This is a genomic window from Nitrospira lenta, from assembly GCF_900403705.1.
In the GTDB taxonomy this organism is placed as follows: domain Bacteria; phylum Nitrospirota; class Nitrospiria; order Nitrospirales; family Nitrospiraceae; genus Nitrospira_D; species Nitrospira_D lenta.
On record NZ_OUNR01000001.1, the window covers coordinates 46,739 to 72,018 of the forward strand.

General features: G+C 60.4%; 18 protein-coding genes. 5 read left to right on the forward strand and 13 right to left on the reverse strand.

Annotated elements, in window-relative coordinates; genetic code table 11:
- Window positions 1-30 precede the first annotated feature (30 nt).
- The 7 genes from NITLEN_RS00245 to NITLEN_RS00275 all read right to left on the reverse strand — a co-directional run bounded on the left by NITLEN_RS00245 (window position 31) and on the right by NITLEN_RS00275 (window position 10,877).
- On the reverse strand, window positions 31-696 hold the full coding sequence (locus tag NITLEN_RS00245) for an energy transducer TonB family protein (RefSeq protein WP_121987579.1): 666 nt from the start codon (window positions 694-696) through the stop codon (window positions 31-33).
- Between the two features lie 60 nt (window positions 697-756).
- On the reverse strand, window positions 757-1,176 hold the full coding sequence (locus tag NITLEN_RS00250; RefSeq protein WP_146216044.1) for an ExbD/TolR family protein: 420 nt from the start codon (window positions 1,174-1,176) through the stop codon (window positions 757-759).
- A gap of 96 nt (window positions 1,177-1,272) precedes the next feature.
- Window positions 1,273-2,055 (reverse strand): MotA/TolQ/ExbB proton channel family protein, encoded by a 783-nt coding sequence (locus NITLEN_RS00255; RefSeq protein WP_121987581.1) that lies wholly within the window; start codon window positions 2,053-2,055, stop codon window positions 1,273-1,275.
- A 44-nt stretch (window positions 2,056-2,099) separates the two neighbouring features.
- The gene (locus NITLEN_RS00260; RefSeq protein WP_181416539.1) at window positions 2,100-3,764 is read right to left on the reverse strand and encodes a ShlB/FhaC/HecB family hemolysin secretion/activation protein; all 1,665 of its coding nucleotides are present in this window, start codon (window positions 3,762-3,764) and stop codon (window positions 2,100-2,102) included.
- A gap of 240 nt (window positions 3,765-4,004) precedes the next feature.
- Window positions 4,005-5,570, reverse strand: coding sequence for a substrate-binding domain-containing protein (locus tag NITLEN_RS00265; RefSeq protein WP_121987583.1), 1,566 nt, complete (start codon window positions 5,568-5,570; stop codon window positions 4,005-4,007).
- A 51-nt stretch (window positions 5,571-5,621) separates the two neighbouring features.
- Entirely contained in the window at window positions 5,622-6,440 is an 819-nt protein-coding gene (locus NITLEN_RS00270; RefSeq protein ID WP_121987584.1) for a hypothetical protein, read from the reverse strand.
- 201 nt (window positions 6,441-6,641) lie between these two features.
- Complete coding sequence (locus NITLEN_RS00275) at window positions 6,642-10,877, reverse strand: two-partner secretion domain-containing protein (protein ID WP_146216045.1); 4,236 nt, start codon at window positions 10,875-10,877, stop codon at window positions 6,642-6,644.
- A gap of 308 nt (window positions 10,878-11,185) precedes the next feature.
- Here NITLEN_RS00275 and NITLEN_RS00280 point away from each other — a divergent pair, with 308 nt between their 5' ends.
- The 4 genes from NITLEN_RS00280 (at window position 11,186) to NITLEN_RS00295 (ending at window position 15,617) form a co-directional block, all read left to right on the forward strand.
- Entirely contained in the window at window positions 11,186-11,836 is a 651-nt protein-coding gene (locus NITLEN_RS00280) for a hypothetical protein (RefSeq protein ID WP_146216046.1), read from the forward strand.
- Window positions 11,837-11,917: 81 nt separating this feature from the next.
- Window positions 11,918-13,768, forward strand: a complete 1,851-nt coding sequence (locus tag NITLEN_RS00285) for a porin (RefSeq protein ID WP_121987587.1) — start codon at window positions 11,918-11,920, stop codon at window positions 13,766-13,768.
- Between the two features lie 31 nt (window positions 13,769-13,799).
- A complete protein-coding gene (locus tag NITLEN_RS00290) occupies window positions 13,800-14,672 on the forward strand; it encodes a hypothetical protein (protein WP_121987588.1) in 873 nt (290 codons plus the stop codon).
- A 51-nt stretch (window positions 14,673-14,723) separates the two neighbouring features.
- Window positions 14,724-15,617: a response regulator transcription factor gene (locus tag NITLEN_RS00295; RefSeq protein ID WP_121987589.1), complete on the forward strand. Its 894-nt coding sequence runs from the start codon at window positions 14,724-14,726 to the stop codon at window positions 15,615-15,617.
- Window positions 15,618-15,774: 157 nt separating this feature from the next.
- Here the strand turns inward: NITLEN_RS00295 and NITLEN_RS00300 are convergent, their stop codons facing one another.
- Window positions 15,775-16,968: a substrate-binding domain-containing protein gene (locus NITLEN_RS00300; protein WP_121987590.1), complete on the reverse strand. Its 1,194-nt coding sequence runs from the start codon at window positions 16,966-16,968 to the stop codon at window positions 15,775-15,777.
- A gap of 226 nt (window positions 16,969-17,194) precedes the next feature.
- Between NITLEN_RS00300 and NITLEN_RS00305 the strand changes: the two genes are divergently transcribed.
- Window positions 17,195-17,947, forward strand: a complete 753-nt coding sequence (locus tag NITLEN_RS00305; protein ID WP_245924348.1) for a response regulator transcription factor — start codon at window positions 17,195-17,197, stop codon at window positions 17,945-17,947.
- Window positions 17,948-18,012: 65 nt separating this feature from the next.
- On the opposite strand, the gene NITLEN_RS00310 is transcribed toward NITLEN_RS00305, so the two are convergent.
- The 5 genes from NITLEN_RS00310 to NITLEN_RS00330 form a co-directional block, all read right to left on the reverse strand.
- A complete protein-coding gene (locus NITLEN_RS00310; protein WP_181416540.1) occupies window positions 18,013-19,842 on the reverse strand; it encodes a TIGR03790 family protein in 1,830 nt (609 codons plus the stop codon).
- A gap of 162 nt (window positions 19,843-20,004) precedes the next feature.
- Window positions 20,005-21,405: an AAA family ATPase gene (locus NITLEN_RS00315; protein ID WP_121987592.1), complete on the reverse strand. Its 1,401-nt coding sequence runs from the start codon at window positions 21,403-21,405 to the stop codon at window positions 20,005-20,007.
- A gap of 21 nt (window positions 21,406-21,426) precedes the next feature.
- Window positions 21,427-22,254: a CpsD/CapB family tyrosine-protein kinase gene (locus tag NITLEN_RS00320; protein ID WP_121987593.1), complete on the reverse strand. Its 828-nt coding sequence runs from the start codon at window positions 22,252-22,254 to the stop codon at window positions 21,427-21,429.
- A gap of 20 nt (window positions 22,255-22,274) precedes the next feature.
- Entirely contained in the window at window positions 22,275-24,053 is a 1,779-nt protein-coding gene (locus NITLEN_RS00325) for a GumC family protein (protein WP_121987594.1), read from the reverse strand.
- A 12-nt stretch (window positions 24,054-24,065) separates the two neighbouring features.
- Entirely contained in the window at window positions 24,066-25,262 is a 1,197-nt protein-coding gene (locus tag NITLEN_RS00330; RefSeq protein ID WP_121987595.1) for a porin family protein, read from the reverse strand.
- Window positions 25,263-25,280 lie beyond the last annotated feature (18 nt).

The following is a 25,280-nucleotide window of genomic DNA, read 5'->3' on the forward strand; positions in this document are numbered from 1 at the left end:
CCCTCTGCGAATACCGGCACGCGCTCCCGACTACGGAGGATAAAACTTCACCACGACTGTCCGGGACATCCCGGGAGGCGGAGGCCGAACTTGCCGCAACCGCGACAGCGCCAACTGAGCCGAACGGTCGAAGAGCGGACTCCCCGACGAATTCAACAGTTGATACGTGAGGACATGCCCCTCCTCATCCAGCACCAACTGGCACAACACCGCATACTCCAGCGCGTCCGGCAGCTCCGGCGGTTGTTGATACACCGCGTGAATGGAGGCCATCAGCGCATCCTCGTACCCCGCGAACCGGCCTCGCCCCTTGCCGATCACCATCGGTCCCGCATCCACCGGCGCAGAGTCCGCGTCTTCTCCGGCCGAAGGCAGTGCGGGAGACGGCTCGTCCGCCGGTTCTAGAGGCGCCGGTTCCGGCGGCAGGTCCTTCACCATGGGCGGAGACTCAGGCGGAATCTCCGGCGGCGACTCCGGTGCCGGCTCGTCCTTGTCCTGAGGCGGCGGATCCTTCGGCTTCACCGGTTCTGGAACCGTCACCAGCTTCGACACCTTGATCAGATGTTGGAAATAGTCCGTCTGAGCGATCCGGTACGCGCCCACGGCAAGCACACCATGCACCGCCAGCACAGCGGCGATGGTCGTGGTACTCCACCCGTTCCGCTTGTTCCTGTGATAACCGGTATAACCAGGCATACGTCACGAAATCGTTTCGGCGCAGCACGGGATCGATCGGTCGCCCCCATCGCATGCGCATTACAGCCCTTCTTCGATCGGTTTCGTTGCAATCGCCAGATCTTCGACCGGAATCCGTTGAAGAATGTCCAGCACCGCCACGACGTGCTTGTACTCGACTGCGGCATCGCCCCGCAGCACCAGCGGAAGCTTGCCGCCTTTCGCTGCTTTCAAATCCCGGATAAGCCGCTCCAACTCGCTCAGCTTCACCGGCTCTTCGTCCATATAGATATCGCCGTTCTTCTTCACCGAGAGCGTCGGCGTATTGCTCTCCATATCCGTTTCATGCGGCGTCGACTCCGGCAATTTGAGTTCGATACCCTGCACCATCGCCGTCGTCGTGATGATGAAAATCACGAGCAGGACCCACGCCAGATCGAGGAGCGGAGTCATGTTGATATCCGCGACTGCGCTATGACTCTTTCTGGAGAATCGTCTCATGCGCGCGTCATGCTCCGTCACACCGGAATCCGCAAGCACAGTACGGTGCGTCGGAACCGTTCCCAACCTCCCGATGCCCCTCTCGCAAGTCCCGCATCAATGCCCCGTCGCTGCCGAGGAGGGCTCCGCATCCTGGTCCTGCCCGCGCGGACGGTACTCTTCGATGTCGTCCTGGGCGAAGGCGGTCCCGTTCGTCTCGCGGAGAAACTCCGTCATGAACACGGTTTCGAGATGGGCGGCGAAATTGTCTAATTCCATCATGAGCGTTTTGATTTTCGTAACGAGCACGTTGTAGCAAAAGAGCGATGGGATGGCGACCATCAGCCCGGCGACCGTCGCTATCAGCGCCGACGCCACACCCGGCGCCATCGTCGCGAGCGTGGCCGACTGGGCCTTGCCGATGCCGGCGAAGGTATCCATCACGCCCCACACGGTGCCGAGCAACCCGATAAAGGGTCCGCCGCTGATGGCCGTCGCCAGCACGATCATCCCCGACTCCAGCCCCACCGCCGCCTCGCCCAGCACCCGCTCCAAGGCAATCCGCACCGCGCTCATCCCGTGACGCGGAATCTTCTCGGTGCTGTATTTCTCCCGCTGCGCGGCCAACTCCTCACAGCCTCCCCAATAGAGCTCATACATCGGCGATCCCTGCAACTGCGGCAGCAACCCTTTGGAAAAAATCACCAGCGGCCCTTTGGATCGGGAATAGAAATCCAGGAACAGCCGGTTTCGTGTCTTCGCTTTCGACAGCATGCGGAACTTATTGAGGATGACCGTCCAGCTCACGAGTGAGAACACGAGCAAGACGGCAATCGTGATTTTCCCTTCGAGCGTCGCGTGACTGAGCGCAAACCCGACTCCGCCGGACACCATCTCCATGACACGCCCCCTCGCCTTTCAATCGTTCGAACCGGCTGCGCCGCTTAAAACACCGCTTCCACAGAAAAATGCCCGTAGAATCCGCCGGCCTGCGTGAACGGCCCATGTGTCAACGCCCAAGCCGCATCGTAGCGAACGCGCAAGTGCTCGTTCAGCGCGAACCGCACCCCCACGCCGGCGCCTTGCAGATTCCATCGGGCCGTCTGCCCCGGCAACGGGTTCTTCACCCAGAGATGCGCAACATCGTAGAACGCGGCCACGCGAATCGAGCGGCGCACGTTTTCCAACGGCCATTGCGGAAGCGGCGCGCTCGTCAGCTCCACCGTCGCATGCATCGCATGATCGCCGACCGCTTCGTACTCGCGATAACCGCGCACGGATTCCAGTCCGCCGGCAAAGTACTGCTCGGTCGGGATCAACGCTTCACTGGCCCACTGACCGTCGACTCGCGCCGAGAGCGCAAAGTCTTGCGGCAGGCTCTGATACCGATCGATCCCGCCTTGCACCACGGCGAAGGTCCCGCTCGAACCGCGCCGCAGTCCCGGCCGTTCTAAAGGATCGTTCGGATCGCCTTGAAAATCTTCCTTCGCGCCTTGGTGCACCAGTCCGGCAACATACCCACGTGTGGTCAGCGTGATCTTCGTCAAACCCCATTGGTCCTGGCGCACCCCGATATACCCGATTGACGCCGGCGTATAGGTGATGGGATTACTGACCGTAATGGAGCCGAAGCCGCCGACAATTTCCGCCGTACTCCGTCCGAGATGTTTGTAATCGATCCCCAACGACAGTTGATGCTTCATGGCTCCGCCTTCGGCGAACGGAACCAGATAGCGCGTGCCGGCCATGACCGAGTTGCCGATGATGTCGAGCCCGCCGCCGACCGGAATGGGACTTTCCCCGAGCTTGGCGCGGCTGCGCGCGGTCGCGCCATAGAACATCACTTGATGATCCGGCGCTCCGAGCGGAATGACGTAGTTGCCGCTATACACTTCCACCGCTCCCCAATCCTGGGGTGTCTGGCTAGTCTGCACCGTGAGCGTCTGATCCGCATCGAACAAATTAGTGTATTGCAGGGCGGCGTTCAGCCGAAGCCTCGGCGTGGTCGGGACGCCGCGATTGTTCAGTTCGACTTTCCCATGCACCGGCGGACGCTCCTTGGCTTTCAATTCAAGATCCAGCAAGCCGGGCTCGTCGGACGGTTTGAGAATCGGAACGACTTTCAGATCCGGATTGGTATTCAGCGCATCCAGCTGCTTCAAGACGGTCGGCTCATGCAAGAGCGCGCCGATCCTGATCGACGGGAGCTTGTCCCGCACATACCCATGAGAGAAGAACCAGGTATCCGTGACCTCGATGGATTTGATCCGGCCTTCGAGGACCGTCAGCGTGATGATGCCGAACTCCACGGTCTGCTCCGGCACCGTAACGGCGACGGTGGGATAGCCCAGCTCGCGATACGCCTGCTCAAGGGCGGCGCGGGCTTGCTCGATATCGCTGAATCGCCGTGCCGTACCGGTATAGGGCAGAAGAATAGACTCGACGCGCTCCAGCGACAGGAGACTGTTCCCTTCAACAAAAAAATCCCGAATGGCAAACGTAGGATCATCGGCACCCGCCGGCGCGGCATCCTGCCGAGCCGGTTGCGCCTTCGATGGCGCAGCGAGCGCGCAATCGAAGGCGGGCACGATGAGAACAGCGCAGGTCACAAAAACCAGACACTCCTTCCAGGCCCATGTTTTGCCCCCAACGCCCATTGGTGCCAAAACTCGTCACACTTTCTAACAGCATGTATGTCGCGCTCCCCCCGGAAGCGGGAAGGATCGGTCAGCTGATTACTCGGGTACCGCTTGCTCGTGAAACAACCTCCTGCCCAACCAATTCCCGCAGGTCCCCGGGAGGCAGCGCGGGTACGCGCTGCCTCCCGGGATCTCACCGCACATCCGGCCTTACCGGCAGGCTGGATGATCGCCCGGTTCGAAGTTGATCGGGCCCTTGGTTTCACCCTTGGTCACCGACATCTCCGTGTTCACGGGTTGACCGGGCTGGCGGACGTTCCGCGCCCAGAAATACCCCGTCGTCGTCTTCGGCAGCAGGGTGCCGATCGCCGCGACGTATTGATTCCACAGCGCCTGGTTCGGATTCGCCGGACCCGACGTCCGTTGAATGCCGACCCAGTCGGACCAGAACGGATACCGGCCGCAGCGGAACTCCTTCTGCGAGACCGCTCGTTCTGCACTGGTGGGGTTCGCGAGAACCGCCGGTGCGAGGTAGTTGCTGGGCAAGGCCCCATCTACCGGAACCGGATACCCGCCGCGCATCCGCCCGACGTTGCCGGTGCCGAAGACCAACGGGCTGGCAGATTCATCTGCCCGATTGTAGGTAATGGCGTTATTGTTCGCCGGAGTCGTCGGTGCTGCCGCCCGTCCTTGCACACAGGCTAATCCGTCAGCCACCGTCGGCGCGAGATAGTTGATGTCGGTGTTGAACGGAAAGGTGTACGTGCCGTAGCTCACTTCCGCGGCATCTTTCATCATCGTCGCATCGAACGCGATGCGAGTTCCGGCCGTCACCGGCCGCGAGCAGGTCACGATGGATTGATCGATGCTGCCATTGAACGGCGTGCCGATCGGAGACATATCTCCGGCGCCCGCACCCAATGCACCGTCCGGAGGCGAGAGCGCCTGGACGGGATACACGCAGTAACCGAGTTGATTCCAACTCGAGACCTGTCCGCTGAAGATCGCTTCCACTTGCAGCCGAGTCAGCGTAATCTTCCCGGCCGCCGCTTGGGTGACGGGATCGCACTTCTGCACGCCGTTCCCGACGATCATGGCAAACGGAGTCGCCGTGATGGGAAAGGAGACGATCCCGGTATCAGAAATCGGCGACGCGCAAGACGGCACGGTCTGCGGATCGCACATCGTATTCGTAAATGCCGTGCCCTTGGTGTCCGACGTCGCAAAATCAGCCTGCACCAGCTCTTTCTGCGAGCAGCTTTGGAAGCTGTTGTACTGACGGCCGGTGCCCGGGTCTGTCTTGGGATTGCCGCCCGTGGCCGCCGTACATCCCGTTCCGCCCGGCACGATGGTCGTAAAGAGCGCGGCCGCGTTGGGAGTCCCCGGAGGGAGCACATAGGGCGCCTTGATGTTGCCGTATCCCTTGGCCGAAAATCCGCCGGTGTAACGGAAGGCGAAATTCGGCACTCCGCCGACGGTGCACCGCCACACGACGATATTGCCGGCTGGAATCAGAATGTTGGCATCGGTAAGATCCGTGATATTCCCCTGATTCTGATAGCGCTCCGGCATCGGCCCGCCGGCGTCGCAGAGACTCAGCGGAATCGATGCCGCCGCTTGACCCGCTACCGGGTTGGCGACGCCCTGGTAATTTTGCCCGTGGGTGGACCCGACGATATTCAGGTCAGCCTGTGCCGCATAGGGCGTCAGGAGACCAACCGCAATCGCAGCAGCGGCGGCCACGCGCCCCCTGCCGGTAATCAACTTAGGTGACATATCGCACTCCTTTTCTGTCGCGTAATTGTCTGGTAATTCTTGGCACGCATCCTAGACCGCTAAGGCTGCCAGCTTGCGCCGGGCAATGCCGACCAAGCCGACCAAACCGCTGCCGAACAGCACGGCCGCTGCGGGAACCGGGATGGGTGCCACGCTGCAATCGGCGCCGCCGCAGACGGTCAACATCCCGCTTGCGGAAAGAGTGGCCCGGCCGACATTCGAGATGGTATTGAAGACACCGGATTCATTGCGCACGCGTCCCTGTATGAGATGCAGGACGTCTCCGATAGATCCCTGCATGCCCCCGTCATTCCACGACCCACCATAGGTTCCGCTCAGGTTGAAATTATCGGGGTTCGTGAAGGCAGCGGGATTGCTGGAAGGCAGCAGCACGGACGCCCCCGGCCCCGCGGGAGTCGGGCCCGTCTGCGTATTGAGGCCAGAATTCCATCCCTGGATGCGCGAATTTTGAGGAGCGATCGCAGGGACAATCGAAATATTCTCCGCCGGATTTTGCGATGCCGAAAAGGTATAGATCCCGTTTGCCGCTGGAGTCGCAGTGACCGGATTCCGCCCGACGATGGTCCATTGCGTCTCCGGGCCGGCCACAACGCCCGTTCCCGGTGCGAACGGCGATCCGGGAAGCGCGGCGATGTCGAACGACGCCTGCGCTCCTACTGTCAGAAGCGGCGCAAAGTTGCCGATATCGTAGTAGAGCTCCGTGCTATTGCCGAAAATGGCAAGAACTAAGTCTCCGTTATTGAATTGAAAGGCTGAGGCGGCTTGAGGCAGTCCAGCCAACCCCAAGACGGCCGATAGCGCTACGGCTGCGGCCCTGCGGACTCTCTTTGTTGTCCTGTTGTTCATCATTCACCTTCCTTGTTCTGAACACACTCCATCGCATCTCTTACCCACAGTCACTCGACCGCCATTCCACATCACGCGGACCGGCGATCGCATTGCATTGGCTCACTCGCGTGTATCGATTGGGCGCTCACCTCCTCTCCGGATGTTCGCCCAAACATCCTGTGCAACTCGTGAAACGACGGTCATTGACGGCCTGTCCATTGGTCACATCGCCGGTTCCTGCTTGGTCTCGACTTTGATTTTGACTTTGTCCCTGACACGGAGCGAGCCGGCGGCGAGCTGTCCGTCGCCTTTCTTTTTCCCGCGATCTGAAACGGTCTTCGATTCGCCGTCCCGCTGAGATGACGTGGCCTCCGCTGCGGCTTTTGAAAGGGTCAGCGAGGTCGTCGACGCGCTCGCCGTGACCGACGATGTCGTCGTGACGTTGCCGACATTGCCGGTGATGTTGCCGAGACCGAGTGACTGGCCGGGTGTGCCGTTGGAACCAAATCCTTGCTGGATGACGAAGGCACCGGTGATGCTCGACAGCGGTCCTTTGAGTACGCCGCCGAGCTGGGCATTGAGAATCCCCCGGATCTCCCCTCCTTGCAGTTCGAGATTGTGCCCGGCTTCGATCGTGATGTTGCGGCCACGGATACCGGCCGGCGGCACAATGACATCGTGCCCCGCCGTCAGCCTGATGTCTCCGAGACGAAATCCCGCAAAGAGCTGCCGGACACTCTGGTCGTATTGATTCTTCCAGGCCTCCCGGGCCGCTGGAATCAAGGGTTCCAGCGACGACACATCATGTCCGAACAATTGATGCATGAGGACCTCCGCTTCAAACGGCGAGATCGGGTTGAACGCCGGGATATTCGGTAAATTGCCGTCCTGCGGATGGATCGTAAAAATCCCGCTTCCCGGAACCTGGAAGAACGTTCTCACGATTGTCCCGTTCGGTCCCACTTCTGAAATTGGAAACTGCGTGACATCGCCGCGGGCGCCGCTTCCCGCGTTGATGTCGCCGGTTGTCGACGTCACCGTGATATTCCCCCCGCCCAGCGTGGCAATCCGGGACAGATTCACATCCACATTCCCGGTGGCCTTCAGATCGATGGCTCCACCGCGCACCGTGAGAATTCCCGTTTCCACGTTCGGAGCGTTGCCTTTGCTCCCGACATTGACCGCTCCTCCGACCGGCACGACAACCTGGACAGCACGTCCATCGACCGACAGCGTGACGCCCCCGTTTCCCACGCTTGGACGGCCATCGATCGCGGCGGTTCCAGAGAGCGTCCCCAAGACGGTTTTCCCGTTGATGACCGCCACGACCGTGCCATCGGCCAGTTGCACCAATGGCCGATCAAGTACCGCCGTGTTATGCACGAGATCGCCGGACGTGATGACGCTGGACGTGGCGGTTTCCACTGAGACCGGCTTGCCGTTCGAGCCCAACGCCACCTGCCCGTTCACCAACAGAACCCTTTGCCCCACGACGGAATCTCTCGCCCCGACAGCCACCGGCAATCCCGCGATATCCAGCACGGCCTTTCCGCCGGCCATGTAGATGACATTTCCAAGGAGCACCTGATTGTCGTCGTTCACCGGAATGAGCGTGCGGCCATCCTGCCCTACAATCGGGACACCGCCGACCGCCAGCACACGCTGCCCATTCACCGTCGTGACACCAAGCGTCGCGCTGGTCGCCAAGGCGCTCGAACCGGCGATCGGTGCGCCCGCATTCAATCCGTGAATGAACACACTCGCGCCATGATCGCTTCGGATGCTCGACTGCGTCATGAGGAGGTTGCCGCCGACCGCCACGTCCAACAGCCCGCCCTGATTGCCCTCGGTCGTGAGTGTCTTCGCGTCAAAGACAAAACGCAGACCTTGACTCTGCCCAAGATTTAAATCTTCTCTGACCGTCACACGAGCCAGGCCGTTACCGCCGAAGGTAAATCCAGAATTCGTATCACCCTGAATTTGTCCGGAGAAATCGATACGCCTCGCCGAGATCGAGACGGCCGGGATGAGCTGGCCGGCCTGGTCTCGGCCATAATCAGGCACCGCGAATCTTCCGGAGACGCGGGTGATATCGCCTCCGGCTGAGATCGTCACCCGTTTGCGATAGGAATCGATCAGGTGAAGACTCAACCCACTGATGTCGCCGCCGGCGCTGAGGGTAATCGGTGAGACGGTCTGAGAAGCCGGATTGGTAATGGGATTACAGGTCGATGGGCAATCCAGCGCGATGCCCGCGTCCTGGCTACCCAGAATCGATTGACCGGCGGAAAATTGCAGCGTCCCAACCGGCGAAGGCCAGAACTGGAGCAGGCTCTCGAAGAAAATGTTTCCGCCCGGCGCGCGCGCAATCAGGGACGCAGGATAGATTCTCCGCCGCACGTCGCCAAAGATGCCCGGACCGGGACTCGGCGGACTTAAGTGAATGTCGCCTTGGCGTGAGAACAGGCTCACGGAGCTTTCGGGATGGGCGGTCACGGATAACGTCGGCGTCTGGCCAGGAATTCGATCTGCCACGCCCCGATCCTGCACGAGGCCGAGATAGATATTGTTCTGGGCCGTCACATCGACGGTGGTCTTTCCGCTGGTGCCGTCAGCGAAACGAGTCCCCACCGTAACATTGGCATAGTTGTCCGATGAACCGAGACTGCCGCCGATATCGAGCGTCGCGGTTCCTGATGAGAGTACGAATCCCGGGCCGGCTTTCTGGCCATTGACAATACCGCCCAAAAAATCTCCGGTCCTGGTCGTAATATCGAGATTGCCGATACCTTCCAATCGAATGCCGGAGTATTGATTGCTGGGACCAGGTATTCCCCCTTGGAATGCACTGGGCGCGATCAGATTGCGGCCAGCGATAATCGACAGGTTGCCGCCGGTGAAGGTTTGGAGAATCGTATGGCCGCCCCCAGCGTCGGGAACCAATTTGATGTCTCGTACGGCATCCAAGGAAAGGCTGCCACCGCCGCCGGTAAACAGTTTCGTGCTATTGAACAAGATATCGTTGTCGGCCTTGAGCACGTAGCTCCATTTTGCGGTCGAGAGGCCGGCGCTTGCCCCGGACGACGCGCCGTTCTGAATGATCGTGTTCGGTGAGAAGATCAGATTGTTTCCTGCGGTAAACCTGAGAAACCCTGTTTGGCCAGCCGGTAGCGCCCAGCCGGAAAGAAGCGCGCCGCTATCCGGATCAAAGACCGGTGCAAGGTTGTAGTAGCTAACGCTTACCGTCAGGTCTGTTCCGGCGGGAGACCTGAATTCCACATCCGAGGCGCCGCTGCCGGAGAAACTTTCCAAATCAGACGTAGAGACGGTCTGTGTACCAACGGTCGGATCGATGAGAAAGCGCCCCCCGCGATACCCCTGCGCCACGCCGGCTAAAAATCGCCCCCCGAGGGAAACACTTGAACCGCTTACCTCGGCAAACCCGCCGTTCCCCCCCTGTACACCGCCGGAGACATCGATCACGGCGCCGTGGGAAAACTCTGTCTGACCGGTCGTGAGGTTCGACTTCACGAGAATCGTGCCCCCGTCCGACGACACCTGATCGTCACCTTGAGCTTTTGTTACGCTTCCCGCCGTGAGCGCGATTCGATCGCTCGCCACGAGTTCGATTTTGCCGTTCTGTTGCCGGACCGTGTTCGCCTGGACGAGGCCGCTCTGGGTCACCAACCGTCCGATCATGCTGACTTGTCCGCCGTCGGCAATCATGCGCCCGACGTTCAACGCATCACCGGCCGGAGCAGTCACTTCGGTCAGGAAGCCGCGCCCATCGGCCCGGTTCGACAGATAGGCCGTCGTTCCCGCCCCCAACGCGATCTGGCCTCCCGGCGTCGTGATGATGCCGCTGTTGGTCACATTGGGCGCCAAGAGATACACGCCGAACGGCCCGGCGGTGATCAATCCTTCATTGCGCACCATCCCGGCAGAGGCGGATCCGTCGAATGCATAGTGACCGTTCACGAAGTTGGTATCGGTGAGATTCAGGGAAGATGCGATGAGCCCGCCGACGTTCACTTGCGACTGCGGGCCGAAGAACACCCCGTTCGGATTGATGAAGATGACCGAGCCATTGGCGAACACCGATCCCAGAAACTGACTCGGATCGGCGCCGCCGATGACATTCAAAGCAACGGAGCCCGTCGACGGTTGGTTATACCGGAGGACTTCGCCTGCTTTGTTACCGAGACTGTCCCAGTGTATTTTGGCCAATTGCGACGCCTGGTTCACCGTCACATTGGCCGTTCCAAGCCCGGTCACGGTCCCGGCGCCGATGTGGAACGCCGGGTTGGCGGCATCCGTCGATCCCGCCCGCGCAGGACTCGCCAGCCCCAACGCCACGCACAGCATGACCAGCGCCGTGCGCGTGCTCTCCGCGACAGCGCGAAGCGACGCGAAGGTGTCACTTGCCCGATCAGCCTGCTGTTCCATAAGCAATGTCATCGTGAATCCGCTGAGCACGCATACCGAACAACGACGGCGTGCGCGCCGCACGCTCCTCCGTCCCACCAGTGACCTATAGGCGTATAGTTGTCATACTGTCAATATTGATGGACTAGATTTGATCGGCTCGTAACATGACTCCACCGCTCCCGAATATCCGCCCCATCTATGCCATTCAGATCACAACCCTCGCGTTCACGACCACATCTACCCGACCACGCACTGACTTTTAGCCCTATCGTATAGTTGACAATGATGTAATGTATTCTGTATTTCTACGAATCATCGAAGTGCAACCAGGAATCGCCATGCGGGCATCGCTTACGATCGGGTTACAGTCAACGCTCCTCTTCTTGTCGCTCGGCCTCACGTTCGCCGGTTGCGCCAGACTCCCCGAGACGACACGCGTGCTGCACGAAGACGATCGCGTCGCGGTACGGCTCGAAACCGACCTTGATGCCCCCCTCAAGGCGTACACCAGCCCAACCGAGCTCTCGCAGGAGCACATCCTCACGCTCTTGCGCGGCTATTCCGTTCGCGTCGAATCGCGCGCACCGGTCCGCCTGCTGGTCGACGACACCCCGCCCAGAAAGCTGTTTCGAGAGATGGAACTCACGGCGCTGGCCCCGGTCCTTCGCGAGGCCTTGCAGACAGTGGGATTTCGAGAGCGGGTCCGCTTTGAAGTGGTCTCGCCGGGACGGAACCCCCGGTATTGGCGCGATGTCACCGGCGGATGGATCAAGGTGCGGGATCACTATCTGCACCTGCACATCGATTACTTTCATGCGGAACAGCCGATCCGTAAGGCGGACGCCTACGATCGGAACTATCCCAGTCCATGGACTCCCGAGAAAACGTACTCGGTGTATTTCGAACCCGGTCGTTTCTACAGAATCGACCCGCTGTTGAACGATTCCGCCGTGGATCTGAACTTATTGACCGGCGCCACGTCGCCGTAAGGACAACACAATCGTCGGCGTGACACGCGCATCGGGCCCCGCGAAAGGTCCCATGAACGCACAGTCATCATGGATTGCATCATGGAATTGGTCATGCGGAACAAGATAACACCGGTGACGCCGGCGGCAACCGCCCGTCGGCGGCGCACGATCGGACTAATGCTCATGCTGTGCATCGGCGTTGCGAGCGGCATCGACTCTCGAGGCGGTGCCATCGCCGGCGAAACCAACGGTCCATTCATCAAGGATCCTCCAGCCGCCGCCGCGGACGGAATCGACCCGGTGACAAAGTTTCTACTAGACGACGCGCTGGCCCAAGGCCGCGTCACAAAGCAGCGGTACGCAGCCCTGATGCGGGATTACGAGGAGCAGGCTTATCTCCGCCAACCGGCCTTCAAGTTTTGGTACGACCGGGGGTTCAATTTGGGCACGACCGACAATGCGTTTCTCTTACGCATTCGCGGGCGCCTTGACGCGCAGTTCGTACAGCGCGCGCGCAACGAGGCATGGAGGGACCCGGGCGACGGAAAAAACTTCCCGGATCTCGTCGGTGTATTCGGAGACTACCGGGTCAATCGGTCGGAGAAGGACGCCTCGACGATGAGCCTTCGTCGCGCCCGCCTATACTTCATGGGGCATGTGTTCGACCCGGACATGAAGTTCTTTGTTCAGATCCGCATGGACTCCGCCGGCGATAGCTCGCAGACGCAGAGCGCCGTCCAACTGTACGACTACTACATCCTCAACACCAAGCTGGACTGGGCGAACGCTCAAATCGGCCAGTACAAAGTCTATTTCAATCGCGCGCAAATCAACTCGACCGCCTCAATGCAATTCGCTGAGCGCGCCCTCGTGCAGGACGCCTTCACCGCCAGCGGCCTGGACCGCCGCGACATCGGCCTCACAATCATGAACGACGAGGAACGCCATCCGGTCAATTACTACCTCGGCGTGTTCGGCGGCGCGGGCCCCAACTTTACGCGGCTGGGGAATTTCGACAGTGAACAGATTCAGCAGGGCTGCCCAGGGGGACAACAGACAGTGCCGTTCCCACCTGGTGCGGTCACTTGCAGCGATATTACGAACACCACCCTTCAGGTGAGCCCCCTGCAACGCAACCTGAATGCCGATACCCGCCGGAGCCTCGACCGGCTCATGTTTTCAGCCCGGCTTAATTGGAACGTGCTGGGCCGACCGGGATACGGCGAAGGAGATATGGCCTACTCGAAATCTCCGCAGTTCGCCATCGGCGGCGGCTATGCCTACAACCCGCGCGTCAACACCAGCACGAACAATGCCTTCATCGGAGTCGATCTGGCGAATTTAAACGTGCGGCGCCAGATCGCGGCGGGCGGCAACGGCCGTCAGTTGGGTTGGGGCGTCGTGGACTATGCCACGTGGGCGGTAGACAGCGTGTTCAAGTACCGCGGATTCTCCCTACAAGGAGAGTTTTATTACAAGAATGTCATCCGCCGCGAGAAGGGCCCGCCTTGCGTAGAATACTCCCAGCAACTAGGGGTTGGAGGATTCATTGCAGGCACTCCGTTCACCTGCACACGCCAGGCACCGGGCGAATTGGGAAATGCCTATGGCTGGTATGCCCAAAGCGGTTATTACCTCATCCCCCGCTATCTGGAATTGGCCGCACGCTATTCCTACTGGGACCCCGATACCAACGCCGCAGCCGACTTGATCAAGCAGGCGGACGTGTCGCTGAACTGGTTTATCAACGGCACCTACGACCATGCGGTCCAAATTACCTACTCGAATGTTGCCATGGGCACCGGTGGCTTTGCCATTGGACGCAGCAACCCATTACCGGTCATCAATTCTTCCCAGGCAACGTTTCCCAACGCCTCTATTCCAGTCGATGCCGTCGGCGGCACATTGGTCGAGAACGCGATCAGAATTCAGTACCGATTGTTTTTTTAAGCGTCCCAGGCTTCATCAAGGGAGGATCATCATGCCGCATCTTAACCGTCAGCCGTCAGAATGGAGCGAACCTCACAGTCACACGTCGCCTCCCTGCGGAGATGACGCGGCCGCAGCAGCGCTGCGTCCCAATGTCTTGACCGGCGTGGTGATCTCCGGTGCGGCCGGACTCACCAAGACGACGTATCGCATCCGCATCGGAGAACGTACCGACCTTCATGTACGCTGGCCGCTCGCCGCTCCGGCGCGTCGAACGCTTGAGGCCGGTCAACCCGTGCACCTCACAATCCCGCAGGAAGCCGTTCAGTTGGAGGCCGGCGGATTTCGCCGCGGCAAGCAACGGTGGAATCGGTGGGTCGGACGTGTTGTCCTGGCGAGCCCACATGGCAAAGCCGGCTCGACGACCGTCAAGATCCATCAGGATCCCATTACGCTGAAAAGTTCCGCTCCCGTGATCGGCGCGCGCGTGCCGCTGACGACCTGGGATACGGTCAACGTCGTGATCGATCCCCAGCGCATACAGGTCTGCCATTGCACCCGGGCTTCCGTCCACACGCCGCCGTCTCGCCTGCCGGCGAATACCGCTGGGACGCCGACCTCGGTGTGGCTGCGAACCGTCGTCCGCGCCGTACGCGCCATGCCTACCGCGCTTCATCTGACACTAAGCGCAGGCGACGTGACGCTTTCCGTTCTGATTGAGGTCGGCACGGCCTCGGCAGCCGCCTGGCAGGTCGGCGATTCGCTCGAAGTCAACATCGGCCACGGCGACGCATGGGTGCGACAACAGGCTCAAGGCCCTATCGTGCCGTGCTGCATCGTACTCTCCAGCGAGTTCGACGAAGCGCGATCTCTGGGATTCGTTCAGCAGCACGACCGCTCGCGAGCGGCGGCCTCGATGTCATGACGCGACTATTTCAGTCCCATTATTTTGTCACACCGGAAAAGAGGTACCACCATGCGCATCAAGATGTTCAAGGGCACTGTGCTCCTCGTCACCCTCAATGAGCGCCTCAGGAACAACCTCCGGACGGCGATGCTGCAGGCCGGCTATATGTTTATGGCGGTTCGGAATCAGGATGAAGCACTCCGGAAGCTGCGAACCTCCGACTTGTCGATCATCGTCGTGGACCGTCACGAATCCGGGTTCTTGCGCCTGCATCACGAAACGCCCTTCCGCATTCCCATCGTGACCATCGCCCATCACGCCGAAGGCTGCGATGAACAACATTGCATCCAAGATCTCGAGAATGGCGCGGCCAGAGCCGTGTGCAACGCAAGCAGCGCAATGGTCGTCGCCCTGACGGGAGCCATCCTTCGCCGCCAGCGATGGGATCGCTCGGTTTCAGACCTCTACCGGTTTGACGGCGTCACTATCGACTTGCAGAACTATACGGTCAGCGTTGCCGGGACACCGGTCAATGTGAAGCCGACTGAATTTCGCATTTTGAAAAGCCTCGCGATTGCGCCCGGACACTTCCTGTCCCGCAATGCCTTGATTGATCGCGTCTGGGGTGAAGATTACGCCCTCTGCCCGCACACGCTCGATGTTCACATCTCCTCAATCCGGCAGCAACTTGTCCCCTATGGCGTATCGTCGGATTTCGTGTCAACCGTCAGGGGACTCGGATTCAAACTGCGATCGGCCTCTGCCCGCAGCAAGACCCCGGTCGATCAGTCATCCCCTCTCGTGGCTCAGGCCTTTACACCCCAACCCGTCAGCGTACGCCAACCACGCGCGCGCGCCATGAAGAGCGCGGCAGCGGGAGGGGCTCCGTGGAGACACACCCCGGCCGAAGCTCTTTCCGCGCGATATCGCATCAAGCCTGCTCAAACGCGCGATGAACAATAGACGGATATGGACCGGATCGTGACGATGGAGGAAACAGAGAATCCAAACTCTTCACACACACGGCCGTGCTGGCGGATCAGACCGCCGGCGCGGCTGCCTGCCTGCCAACGCTAACCTGTAACCCTGTTCATGTGGAAGACCGAGTGAAGCGGCTGATTTACTCCGGCCGCAATTGCCGGATCTTTCCCGTCTCCGTGGTATCGTAGCCCCCAAGTGCTTCAATCTCCGTGCGGAACTGGCGGCTGACGATCGCCTCAAGAAGATTGCCGATACTGGGATGGGCCGTTAAATACGGCTTGGGCACGACGAGATCGTAGCGGGACTGCTGCAAGGGGATAAAATCCAATCCAAACATATTGCTGGCCGACCGGACACCGACTCCGACGTCGGCCTGCCCTTCCGCAATGCGCCGCGCGACTTGAAAGTGTGAATCCGCAATCAAGTTGTAGCCTCGCACATCCCGATTCCGCATCCCTTCTTTTTCGAGCCGTTGGTCCAATAAGTGGCGCGCCCCGGCGCCCTCTTCGCGATTGATGAGCGTCACATCGCTCCTGGAGAGATCTTCGATCTTGCGAATGCCTTTGGGGTTTCCCTGCCGCACGATCAATCCTTCCTCCCAGGCGGCAAACGTCACAATCAGATAGTCATCGCCCCGCAAGTGCTGGCGCAGATACGGCAGGTTGGACTCGCCGGTTTTCCCATCCACGATATGCAAGCCGGCCACATGCACTTCTCGACGCTTCAACGCCTCGAGCGCGGCGCTGCTCCCCATGGTCCAGCCGGTTACCGTGGCCGTTTCTTTATACCGGCGCAAATATTCTCCGGCGAGGAAGATCGCGGGATCACAGCCGGCAATGGCAATTTCTTGCTCGATGATACGACGATCTCTGAGAAGCTGGACCCGTGCGCGCTTCGCCGCCTTTCCGCGAGCCTTCGCAGACACGTCATTGGCTACCAGCAGACCGTCGGCCGGAACCGTATAGGCGAGCAGCTCGCCTAGGGCCGTGACCGGTCGAATCACATACCGGTCCTCGACTCTAGCCACCTTGACTCGCAGCGGCATCTGATTATCGTCCCACCGATCCTGCTCCCCAACCAGTTCACCGATGACAATTTCTCCCGTTGCCCGCAGACTGAAGAGGTCTTCCACCCGGCAGCCGATGACCCCCGCCAAGCGCAATGCTACGGCCGTGGTGGGAAGATACTGGCTGCTTTCAATGGAAGACACCGCCTGACGGGTGATATGGGCAGACTTCGCCAAATCCCCTTGGGACAAGCCCTTTGCGACCCGAAGGGCCTTCAGCCGATTGTCGATATTGCTGACTGGCTCAGCTCGATGCCGTTCACCCATCCCATACAAGTACACGCATACTTTACACTATGTCAAGTATTCAAACGCCATCTCAGCCTGAACGTTCTCGGATCCCAGGCCAACTCAGCGCGACTGCCTGCCCCGCCACGCGTGCCCACGAAGATTCATGCATGCACACCGGATCGGCGGATCCGCGGTGCACCGGTTTCACAAGGCTTGATACAGCCGTAACACTGGCGCGCTATCCTAGAAAGACTGATCGTGCATGGGAAACCGGTCAGAGCTCACATTCACCGGATCGCACACCATGACCACGATCGCGCCAAAGACCATTCTCATCGTCGAAGACGAACCTGACGTTGCACGGCTGGCGACGATCTACTTGGAGAAAGAGGGGTTTCGAACCGTCTACGCGAAAACCGGAGAGGAAGGATTCCAGCTCACCAGGAGCGAGCGTCCAGACATGATTCTTCTGGATCTGATGCCCCCTGAGATGGACGGACTAGAGCTCTGCAAGAAGATCCGGAGCTTGCGAGAGACCGCCTCCCTCCCCGTCATTCTCCTGACCACGAAGACTGAAGAGCCAGACACGATCATCGGGCTCGCACTCGGCGCCGACGACTACGTCACCAAACCCTTCACCCCCAAGAGTCTGGCGGCAAGAGTCAACGCCCTATTCCGCCGCCTCGATCGCACCACCGGCGCGCCGCAAGCGGCGTACAGCTTCGGGCCATTAGTCCTGGATCGTTCACGCCACGAAGTCATCAACGACGGGCAAGAAATCACCCTGACGGCGAAAGAGTTTGGCCTTCTGGAACACCTCCTGCAAAACCCAGGTCGGATACTCACCCGCGACGTTCTGTTGAATGCCGTGTGGGGATACGACTATTTCGGCACCACAAGAACCGTCGACGTACACATCCGGCGCCTGAAACAGAAACTGCCTCTGCTGAATGAGGCGATCGTGGGCGTGAAGTCGCTCGGATACAAACTCATTGAACCACTCCCCAGGCACTAATCTCTTTCGACGCTATATCCGTATCTAGAAATCGAGCGAACCTCTGCCCCTTCCGATTCGTCGTCTCAAGAAGCTTCTCCCGTTCGAGTCTGATTTCGAAGAATCGCATCGAGCCTAATGCGGGATTGGCTCTGCACACGCTTCACATCATCTTTGGCAAGAAGCGGATCGGCAAATGCCTGGTCGGACGGGGCAACGGGGGCCAGCGGAAACATGGTCAAGGCGGAGCGCTTGGCCGCGGCGTTGTTCTTCCAAGGGTTATAGAGCGGGTCACCGACCAGCACCATGCGCCAACTCACCCAGCGACTGGTCAGATAGTAGGACTCGACCAATGAATACTGACCGGTCAGCAGCAGCGCGGCGAATTCGAGCGGCTCTGGGAACGCATCCAGATAAGGTTCCCCGACAGAGCCGAGCGTCGCGGTAATTCCGCGATCCAACGCATTCTTACACCAGCCTGTCTCCTCAGAGCCATGCAGACTGACCGCTTCAGCGGAAGCCATGTGATAACCGATCGCCCCGGGCTGGAAGGTAAACGCATCCTCATACTGCCTCAGCCGATACCAACCCGCATACAGCGCCACATCCGGCGCATCGCCGGGTCGCTGAAACCGCGCCTCAGTGTTGTCGAGTTGCGAGCGGTAGGTAGTGCGCTGCGTGACAAACTGATGCAAGTCCCGCAGGCTTTGATCATACCGCCCATAGGTATCGGACGGCCCCTTGACCGGCAACCCTCGCGCATCCAGATAGACGGTTCCGGCCACCCCCTGCCGCTCCGCCTCCATCGCGCGATCCACCAGCCGGCTCGCCAGATCGGCGGTCGCGGCATCGAGCCGGCTTACCATGAGAACAGGAATCTCCCGACGGCTTCCCCCGGACTTCTTGGCCGCATGATGCAGCGGATTTTCCCGACGCCACCCCGTGGCGTACAGCGACCGATCCCACCACAACAAGCTCAATTCGCTGTCGACGCTCGCGTCGGCATACTCGTCAGACAACTGATTCAATTCCATAGCCGCCAGACCGAACACACCATAGACTCCGTAGATCTGCTCAACCTGGCGATACAACTCCGCCCGCCGGTCGCGAATGGGAAGAGCCACCGATCCCAATAGCAGCTGCAATCCCTCCGCTTGTTGCGCGCGCATCTGCGTGGCGGCATCGCTCTCGGACTCCTGCCCCTTCCGTGGAAATTCATGCCGCAGTTGCGAGAGCCCGGCCACCCCCTGATGATCCCGAACAACCGCCTCCAACCGTGCGGACCACGGCGCATCGGCCGGCGGCTTGAGCTGCCCGACCCGCTTGGCGGAATCTCGAACGGCTTCGTCGATGCGCAGCAAGAAGGCGATGTTGCGTTCATAGGCGATAGGATTCTCCGCCTGCGCTACGGCGGGAGCGGTGGCGGAGTTCCTGGCAATGGCTCCGGCTCGACGCTCAAGCGCCTCCAGTCGCACCCGCGCGGCGCCAAGCCGGTCGGCCGCATCACGACGCCAGCGTTCTTCGTCGTCCGTGAGTCTTGGGGCGGCGACCCGGAGAGGGACGCCATAGACCGTCACAATCACACGAATCGATTTGTGCAAGCCCTGCGCGATAATCGCCTGCCGCAGGGGCGCCACTAGCCGGCGCTCATAGTCCTCCCGACTCATAGTGTCGGCGAGCGGGAGATCCAATTTGGCGATACTCTGCGGAGAGATTCCCCGGCGCAAGGCATAATGCTCGGCCACCATGAGGCTGTCCGGGCTATTGGCGTTGGCGACGAGCATCACCTGATGCGCTGAGAGTTCCGCGCGGGCCAGCGGATCATCAAACACGAAGACTAGGCTGACAAGAATGGCCAACAGGCCGATGACACGAATCGAAGCGGATATAGAAATCGCCGCTGCCGCCGTCTTCATGCGCAGTCCTTCCTTCATCGCCACGCACCACACCGGCAGAGTAGGACAGGATGATTCCGGCCAAGTGAGACGTGGATCGGGTCCCGGGTAGCTCAGAAGAAAGGGAGTATCCGGAGCGCGGCCGTGCCGAACGAACCATCAAGAGAACGCCCCAAACACAATCTACAAGCAGGCCCGTAGGCGCTGACTATAATACTTCGCCACGCCTTTGATCCATCCCGGCGAGCTGAAGGAACCCATGCCCCATCCCGGACTGAGGCGGCGAAGACGGCTCTCGACATCCCGAAATTCTGGATCTTTCTTATGAATGGTCGTGTACAGTTCGAGCGCGGCCTGAGGCCGCTGGAGGATCTCCAAGGTGCGGGCGAGGAAATAGCGAAGATTGAGCCGCTCGCTCTCGGTTCCCTGGCCGCTTTTCAAGAGGGCCACAAGTTCCTTAGCCGCATCCTCGTGCCGGCCAACCTCACTGAGGCACACCGCAACTTGAGACATCGCCCGAACCTGCTGCGGCACATCCGTCGCCGCTCGTTCAAACGCATCAATCGCCTGCTTGTACGATCCAGCTTGTTTGAACGCAAGCCCCTGCTCGTAATACGACTGCTGCGACGGGGCAGGCGGCTCAGTCGACGGCTGGGATGGCGCCTCTGTCTGTCCGGGCGTCGGAGCCACCGAAGCCACTGCCGCAACCTCCAACTCCTCGGCGACCGCATCCTCCGGACTCAGCAGATCGCTCAACGGATGCGGCGCGACCGGCAGAATCCCGCCCGCCCGCCGGTCGTTGGTCGCGCGCCAAACGATGTGGGCGGTCACGAGCGCCGCTCGTTCCGCATAGCCATAGGCAAGAGACACATCGCACACTTGATTGATCAAACGGGCATTGCCGCCGGTCAGGCGATGCACCATGACCGAGGCCTGGGTCGTCATGACCGATCGGGCGCCGCCCGCCATCGCCATGCGGTGCCGAATATAGGACGGCGTTTCATCCTCACCGAGCGCCTGCAAATGATAGTCGACGGAAATACGCTGAGCGAATTGGACGAGATCGTCGCGTTGGAGCAAACCCCGGAGACCCGGCTGGCCCGACAGCACGATCTGCAACGGCTGATTCCGCCCGTTGTTCACGTTCGACAGGAGGCGCAATTCTTCCAGCATGGCCGGACCGAGATTCTGCGCTTCATCCACCACGAGAACGACCCGCCGCTGGCGCTGATGCTCACGGCCGATGAAGGCCGCAAACGTCTTGAACAACTCGACGCTGTCCATGCCCTTCCCGTCGAGATTGAACGCCATCAGCACCCACGGCATCAGACTTCCCAGACCGGCGTGCGTGTGCGAGAGCACCCCCAGCGTCACTTCGTGCTGAGACTGCTCCAGAATCGTGTTCAGCAGAGTTGTCTTGCCGGTTCCCGGATCGCCAGTGATGACCGTGAAGATGGCCCGGTTGAATAGGCCATACTCCAGCAAATTCAGCGCCGTCTTGTGCTGCTTTCCCAGATAGAGAAAGCGAGGATCCGGCACCAGCGTAAAGGGATTGGTTCGAAATCCGTAAAACGATTCGTACATACAAGCCTCGCAGGCAGTCGGTTAATTTGCGGCCAGCGCGCGCATGGCATCGACGTTCCGTTGGTCTTTCCCCGATTGATTCAAGACCGTCCCGAGCACCGGCACCGCCCCGCGCACCAGGGCCAGCGACTCTTTAATATCGTGCCGGGTGGTCATCCCCTCTCCGGCCACCAGCAAGAGCGCATCCAGCGAAGGCGCGAAGGCCAGCACATCCGAACTGACCAGCAATGGCGGCAGGTCCACCACGATGACCCGGGCCGGATAGCGATGCTTCACATCCGTGATCAGCGCCGACATCCGCGTGGACGTCAGCACCTCGGCGGACCGTTTGATCGGACGACCGCCGGGGAGCACGACCAACCGCCCCAACCCCGGATGGATCAGAATCTCTTCCAACGGACAATCTTCCAACACATAGTCCGCCAGCCCCTGGCAATTCCCGAATCCCAGCAAAGTATGGATGACGGGGCGTTTCAAGTCGGCATCGATCAACAGCACGGTCTGCGTCGTTTCCATCGCCAGGGTAATGGCGAGGTTCAACGCCGTCAGCGACTTCCCTTCCTGCACTCGCGGGCTCGTCACCCCGAGGACATTCCAGTGATTCTCCCGTAAGCGATGCAGCACCTGCGTGCGCAACAACTGATACCCTTCGGCAAATTCCCCCCGATCGTACGCCGCTACAACGCGGTGACGCCGCAACACCTCTTCCCGGCACTCCACCACGCGCGTCTTGGAGTACACGATCGGCGGCGGAATCTGCCGGGAAGACGGATAGGGTTCGGAGCGCCCTCCGGCTCCCTGCCGGGATTCCTGCTTATACTGTTCGATGGCGTGCGAGAGTTCTTCCATGCGTCTTCTCCTTATCCCAATCAGGACAGACCGAGTTTTCTGAGCGCGGCAAACCAGGCGATATCGAGAGGCAGCCAGAGATAGTGCGCCACGACCGCGGCGATCACCACCGCTCCGGCTCCCGCCCACTGCCAATAGCGGCGGCGGCGTATCACACCCAAGACCTCCTCTTCCATCGGCAAATAACGAATGACCGCCAGCGGGGCCGTTCCTGCCGCAAGACCCAACTGATGGGGCGTGCGAATGGTTTCGTCCAACTGTTCGGCCGCCGCCCCGGCTCCTACCCCGCCGGCCACCGCGAGCAACCCCGTAAGAATCAAAATAACCGGCCGGTTCGGACGCTCCGTGCGCTCAGGAAGGTCGGCGGGATCGATCAGGGAGAATCGTTCTCCCTTGCGCTGGATTTCGAGCCCTTCCGAAACCTGGGCCTCCATCAGGCGGGAGCGAATTTCCTGATACTTGTGCGCCGTGCCCTCTCGATCGCGCATCAAGTCCTGGTATTCCGGTTCCACTTCCGGCAGGCGCTCGACCCGTCTGGCCATCTCCCCGGCGCGCTTCTTCAGCGAGACCTTGGACTTTTGAAGCGCCTGGAGCGAGGCCGACGTGGACGCGAGTTGAGACTGGATGTTGATATACGCCGGATTCTCCGGTTTGAACTGCGCCGTCCTGGGCGGGCGTTGCGCCATCTGCGCCAAGTCTCGCTCCAGACCCGCCACCACCTGTTGCGTACGGGTGACGTCCGGATGATCCGCGCCATAGCGCTCCATCAGCGTCGCCAATCGGGACCGCTCTCCCTCCAATCGCTTCGGGACATCCTCTCCCGGCGCATCGCCCCCCGTTTCCCGCTCCAGAGCCGCAAGCTCTTGCTTCATCTTGATGATGTCCGGATGGTCCTCGGACAAGTACCCGCTCGCGCTGGCATATTGCGCGCGCAACGCCTTGAGCCGCTCCCCCGAATCGAAGATCCGCTCGCCGCTAGCGGCAATCATGGGCGTGTTGGGTTTCAGCGTCGCCAACTCGCCTTCCAGAAACCGCTTGCGCTCTTCGAGACTCCGAATGTCCCGATCGACATCGATCAGTTCCCGGTCCGCTTGATTCAGCAATTGCATATTGAGCTGAGTGAGTTCGGGCAAGGCTCCATCGGCCTTCTGCTTCACCACCGCAATCTTCCCTTCGAGCACTTCGATGTGACGGGCAAGATTTTCGGCTTCCTGCTTCAAGAACGCCGTCGTCTGCTGCGCGTGGCGCTCCCGCGACTTCAGGTTTTCCCCCAAGAATAAATCCGTCAGCTCGTTCGTCACCTTCTGGGCCAGGGCCGGGGTTTCTCCGTCATAGGCCAGCGTGAACGCGATCGTCGCCTGGGTCGGAGTCTGGGTGCGCTTATCGACCACTTTGACGTTGATCACTTCGATCTGAATATCCTTAATGAACTGCTGCAAAACCTCCTCGGTCGGACTTCCCTTCCTGAGCCGTTGGTACAGCCCGTACTGCTCTACAATTCTCCACAAACTGGCCCGGCTCATGACTTGCTGCTTGATCGTTTCAATCCGCTGATCGGCGTAACTGGTGATCGTCGAACGAACCAGATCGGCGGGAATCTCCTGCTCCTCAATGAGGATCGTCGCCTTCGACCGGTACACCGGAGGCCACAGAAACGCCGTGGCCAGGCCGATGACCGCGATAATCGACACGGCGGACACAATGACCGCCCGGCGGCGGCGCACCATCTGCCAGAAATGTTTCACACTGTGACCTGCGTCGATCGACCGATCTGCTCCGAGGAACTGCGCCATCGCCATAACAACCTCTCCTTAACGCCCGACCGACAACTTGGGCGGATAGTACGTCAACATCACCGTCGTCGCGCTTCCAAACGCCCGTTCGCCGAAGCTCTCCACCTCGCGCTGCCCATACGTATAGGCGGCATCCACCGACCACCACTGATTGAATTTCCAGGTCAACCGAGGCGTCACATTGATATAGCGGTTTTCAGGAAACGTGAACGGGACCGCTTTCGACGCAATGGAAGACGCCAGCACCACCTGCGCATTCACCGACGCGGTCAACCGGTCCGTCAGGCTATGCGACACATTCAGCCCGACCCGCTCGGTTTTCAGCAGCAGGCCGAATCCGCTCGGATTGATTTCACGGCTTACGACGACTTCCGCAAATCCGGCATCCCATTGCTTCCGGACATTGGCGTTGGCCACCCACAACGTTTGCGTATCCGTAAGCCGCTCCGGTCCGGCTGAGATGCTGGAGGACACCAACTGCGGCCCTCCGGTCACCGTTGCCGTCAGCGTTTCAGTAAACGCATGCGACCATGAGACTTGCGCGCCGACGATATGCGATCGCAGCGCGCTGGCCGTGGACACGCTGAAGTTCGTGTACACCCCCGTCACTTGCACGCGATCGTTTTCGGTCGGTTGGTACGCCAGTCCCGCGGATCCGGTCTGCACCTGATAATCCACCAACCCCAACCGCGCACCGTCCTCGTACGTGGCTTTGGAATACTGGTAGGAGGCTTGGAGAGACAGCCGTTCCGTGAACGCATGCGACCACGACGGCGCCAAGTTCCACACATTGCGCTGGGTGAAGCTGAGCACGACACCGGTCCGCAAGAGTTCCCCCATCAACGTATTGTCTCTCGTAAACCCGCCGTCGAACCCGAACGTTTCCCGGGCCAGCCCATACTTCACGGAGAGCGGAAAATAGAGATTGAGCAGGTCCTGATTCCGGCCGCCGTAGTAGCGCACCACATCGGCCGCCGCCTTCCCGCTGACCTCCAGATTTTCCGTCGACCCGGCGAACCGGATACCCGGCGAGACCCAGTGCCCGTAGACCGGCTTTTGCGAACCGGCCACCAGCAGAAGATTGCTGTTGTACTCACCTTTCACGCCCAGCGACGGTTCGGCCGACCACTCTGCCGCGTCCCCGTTCAGGACAAGCCCGCCCGCGCAGCAACTGCCTCCCACCAACGCCGCCGTCACAAGCCATCGCCACATCATAGATCTACATCGTTGCGA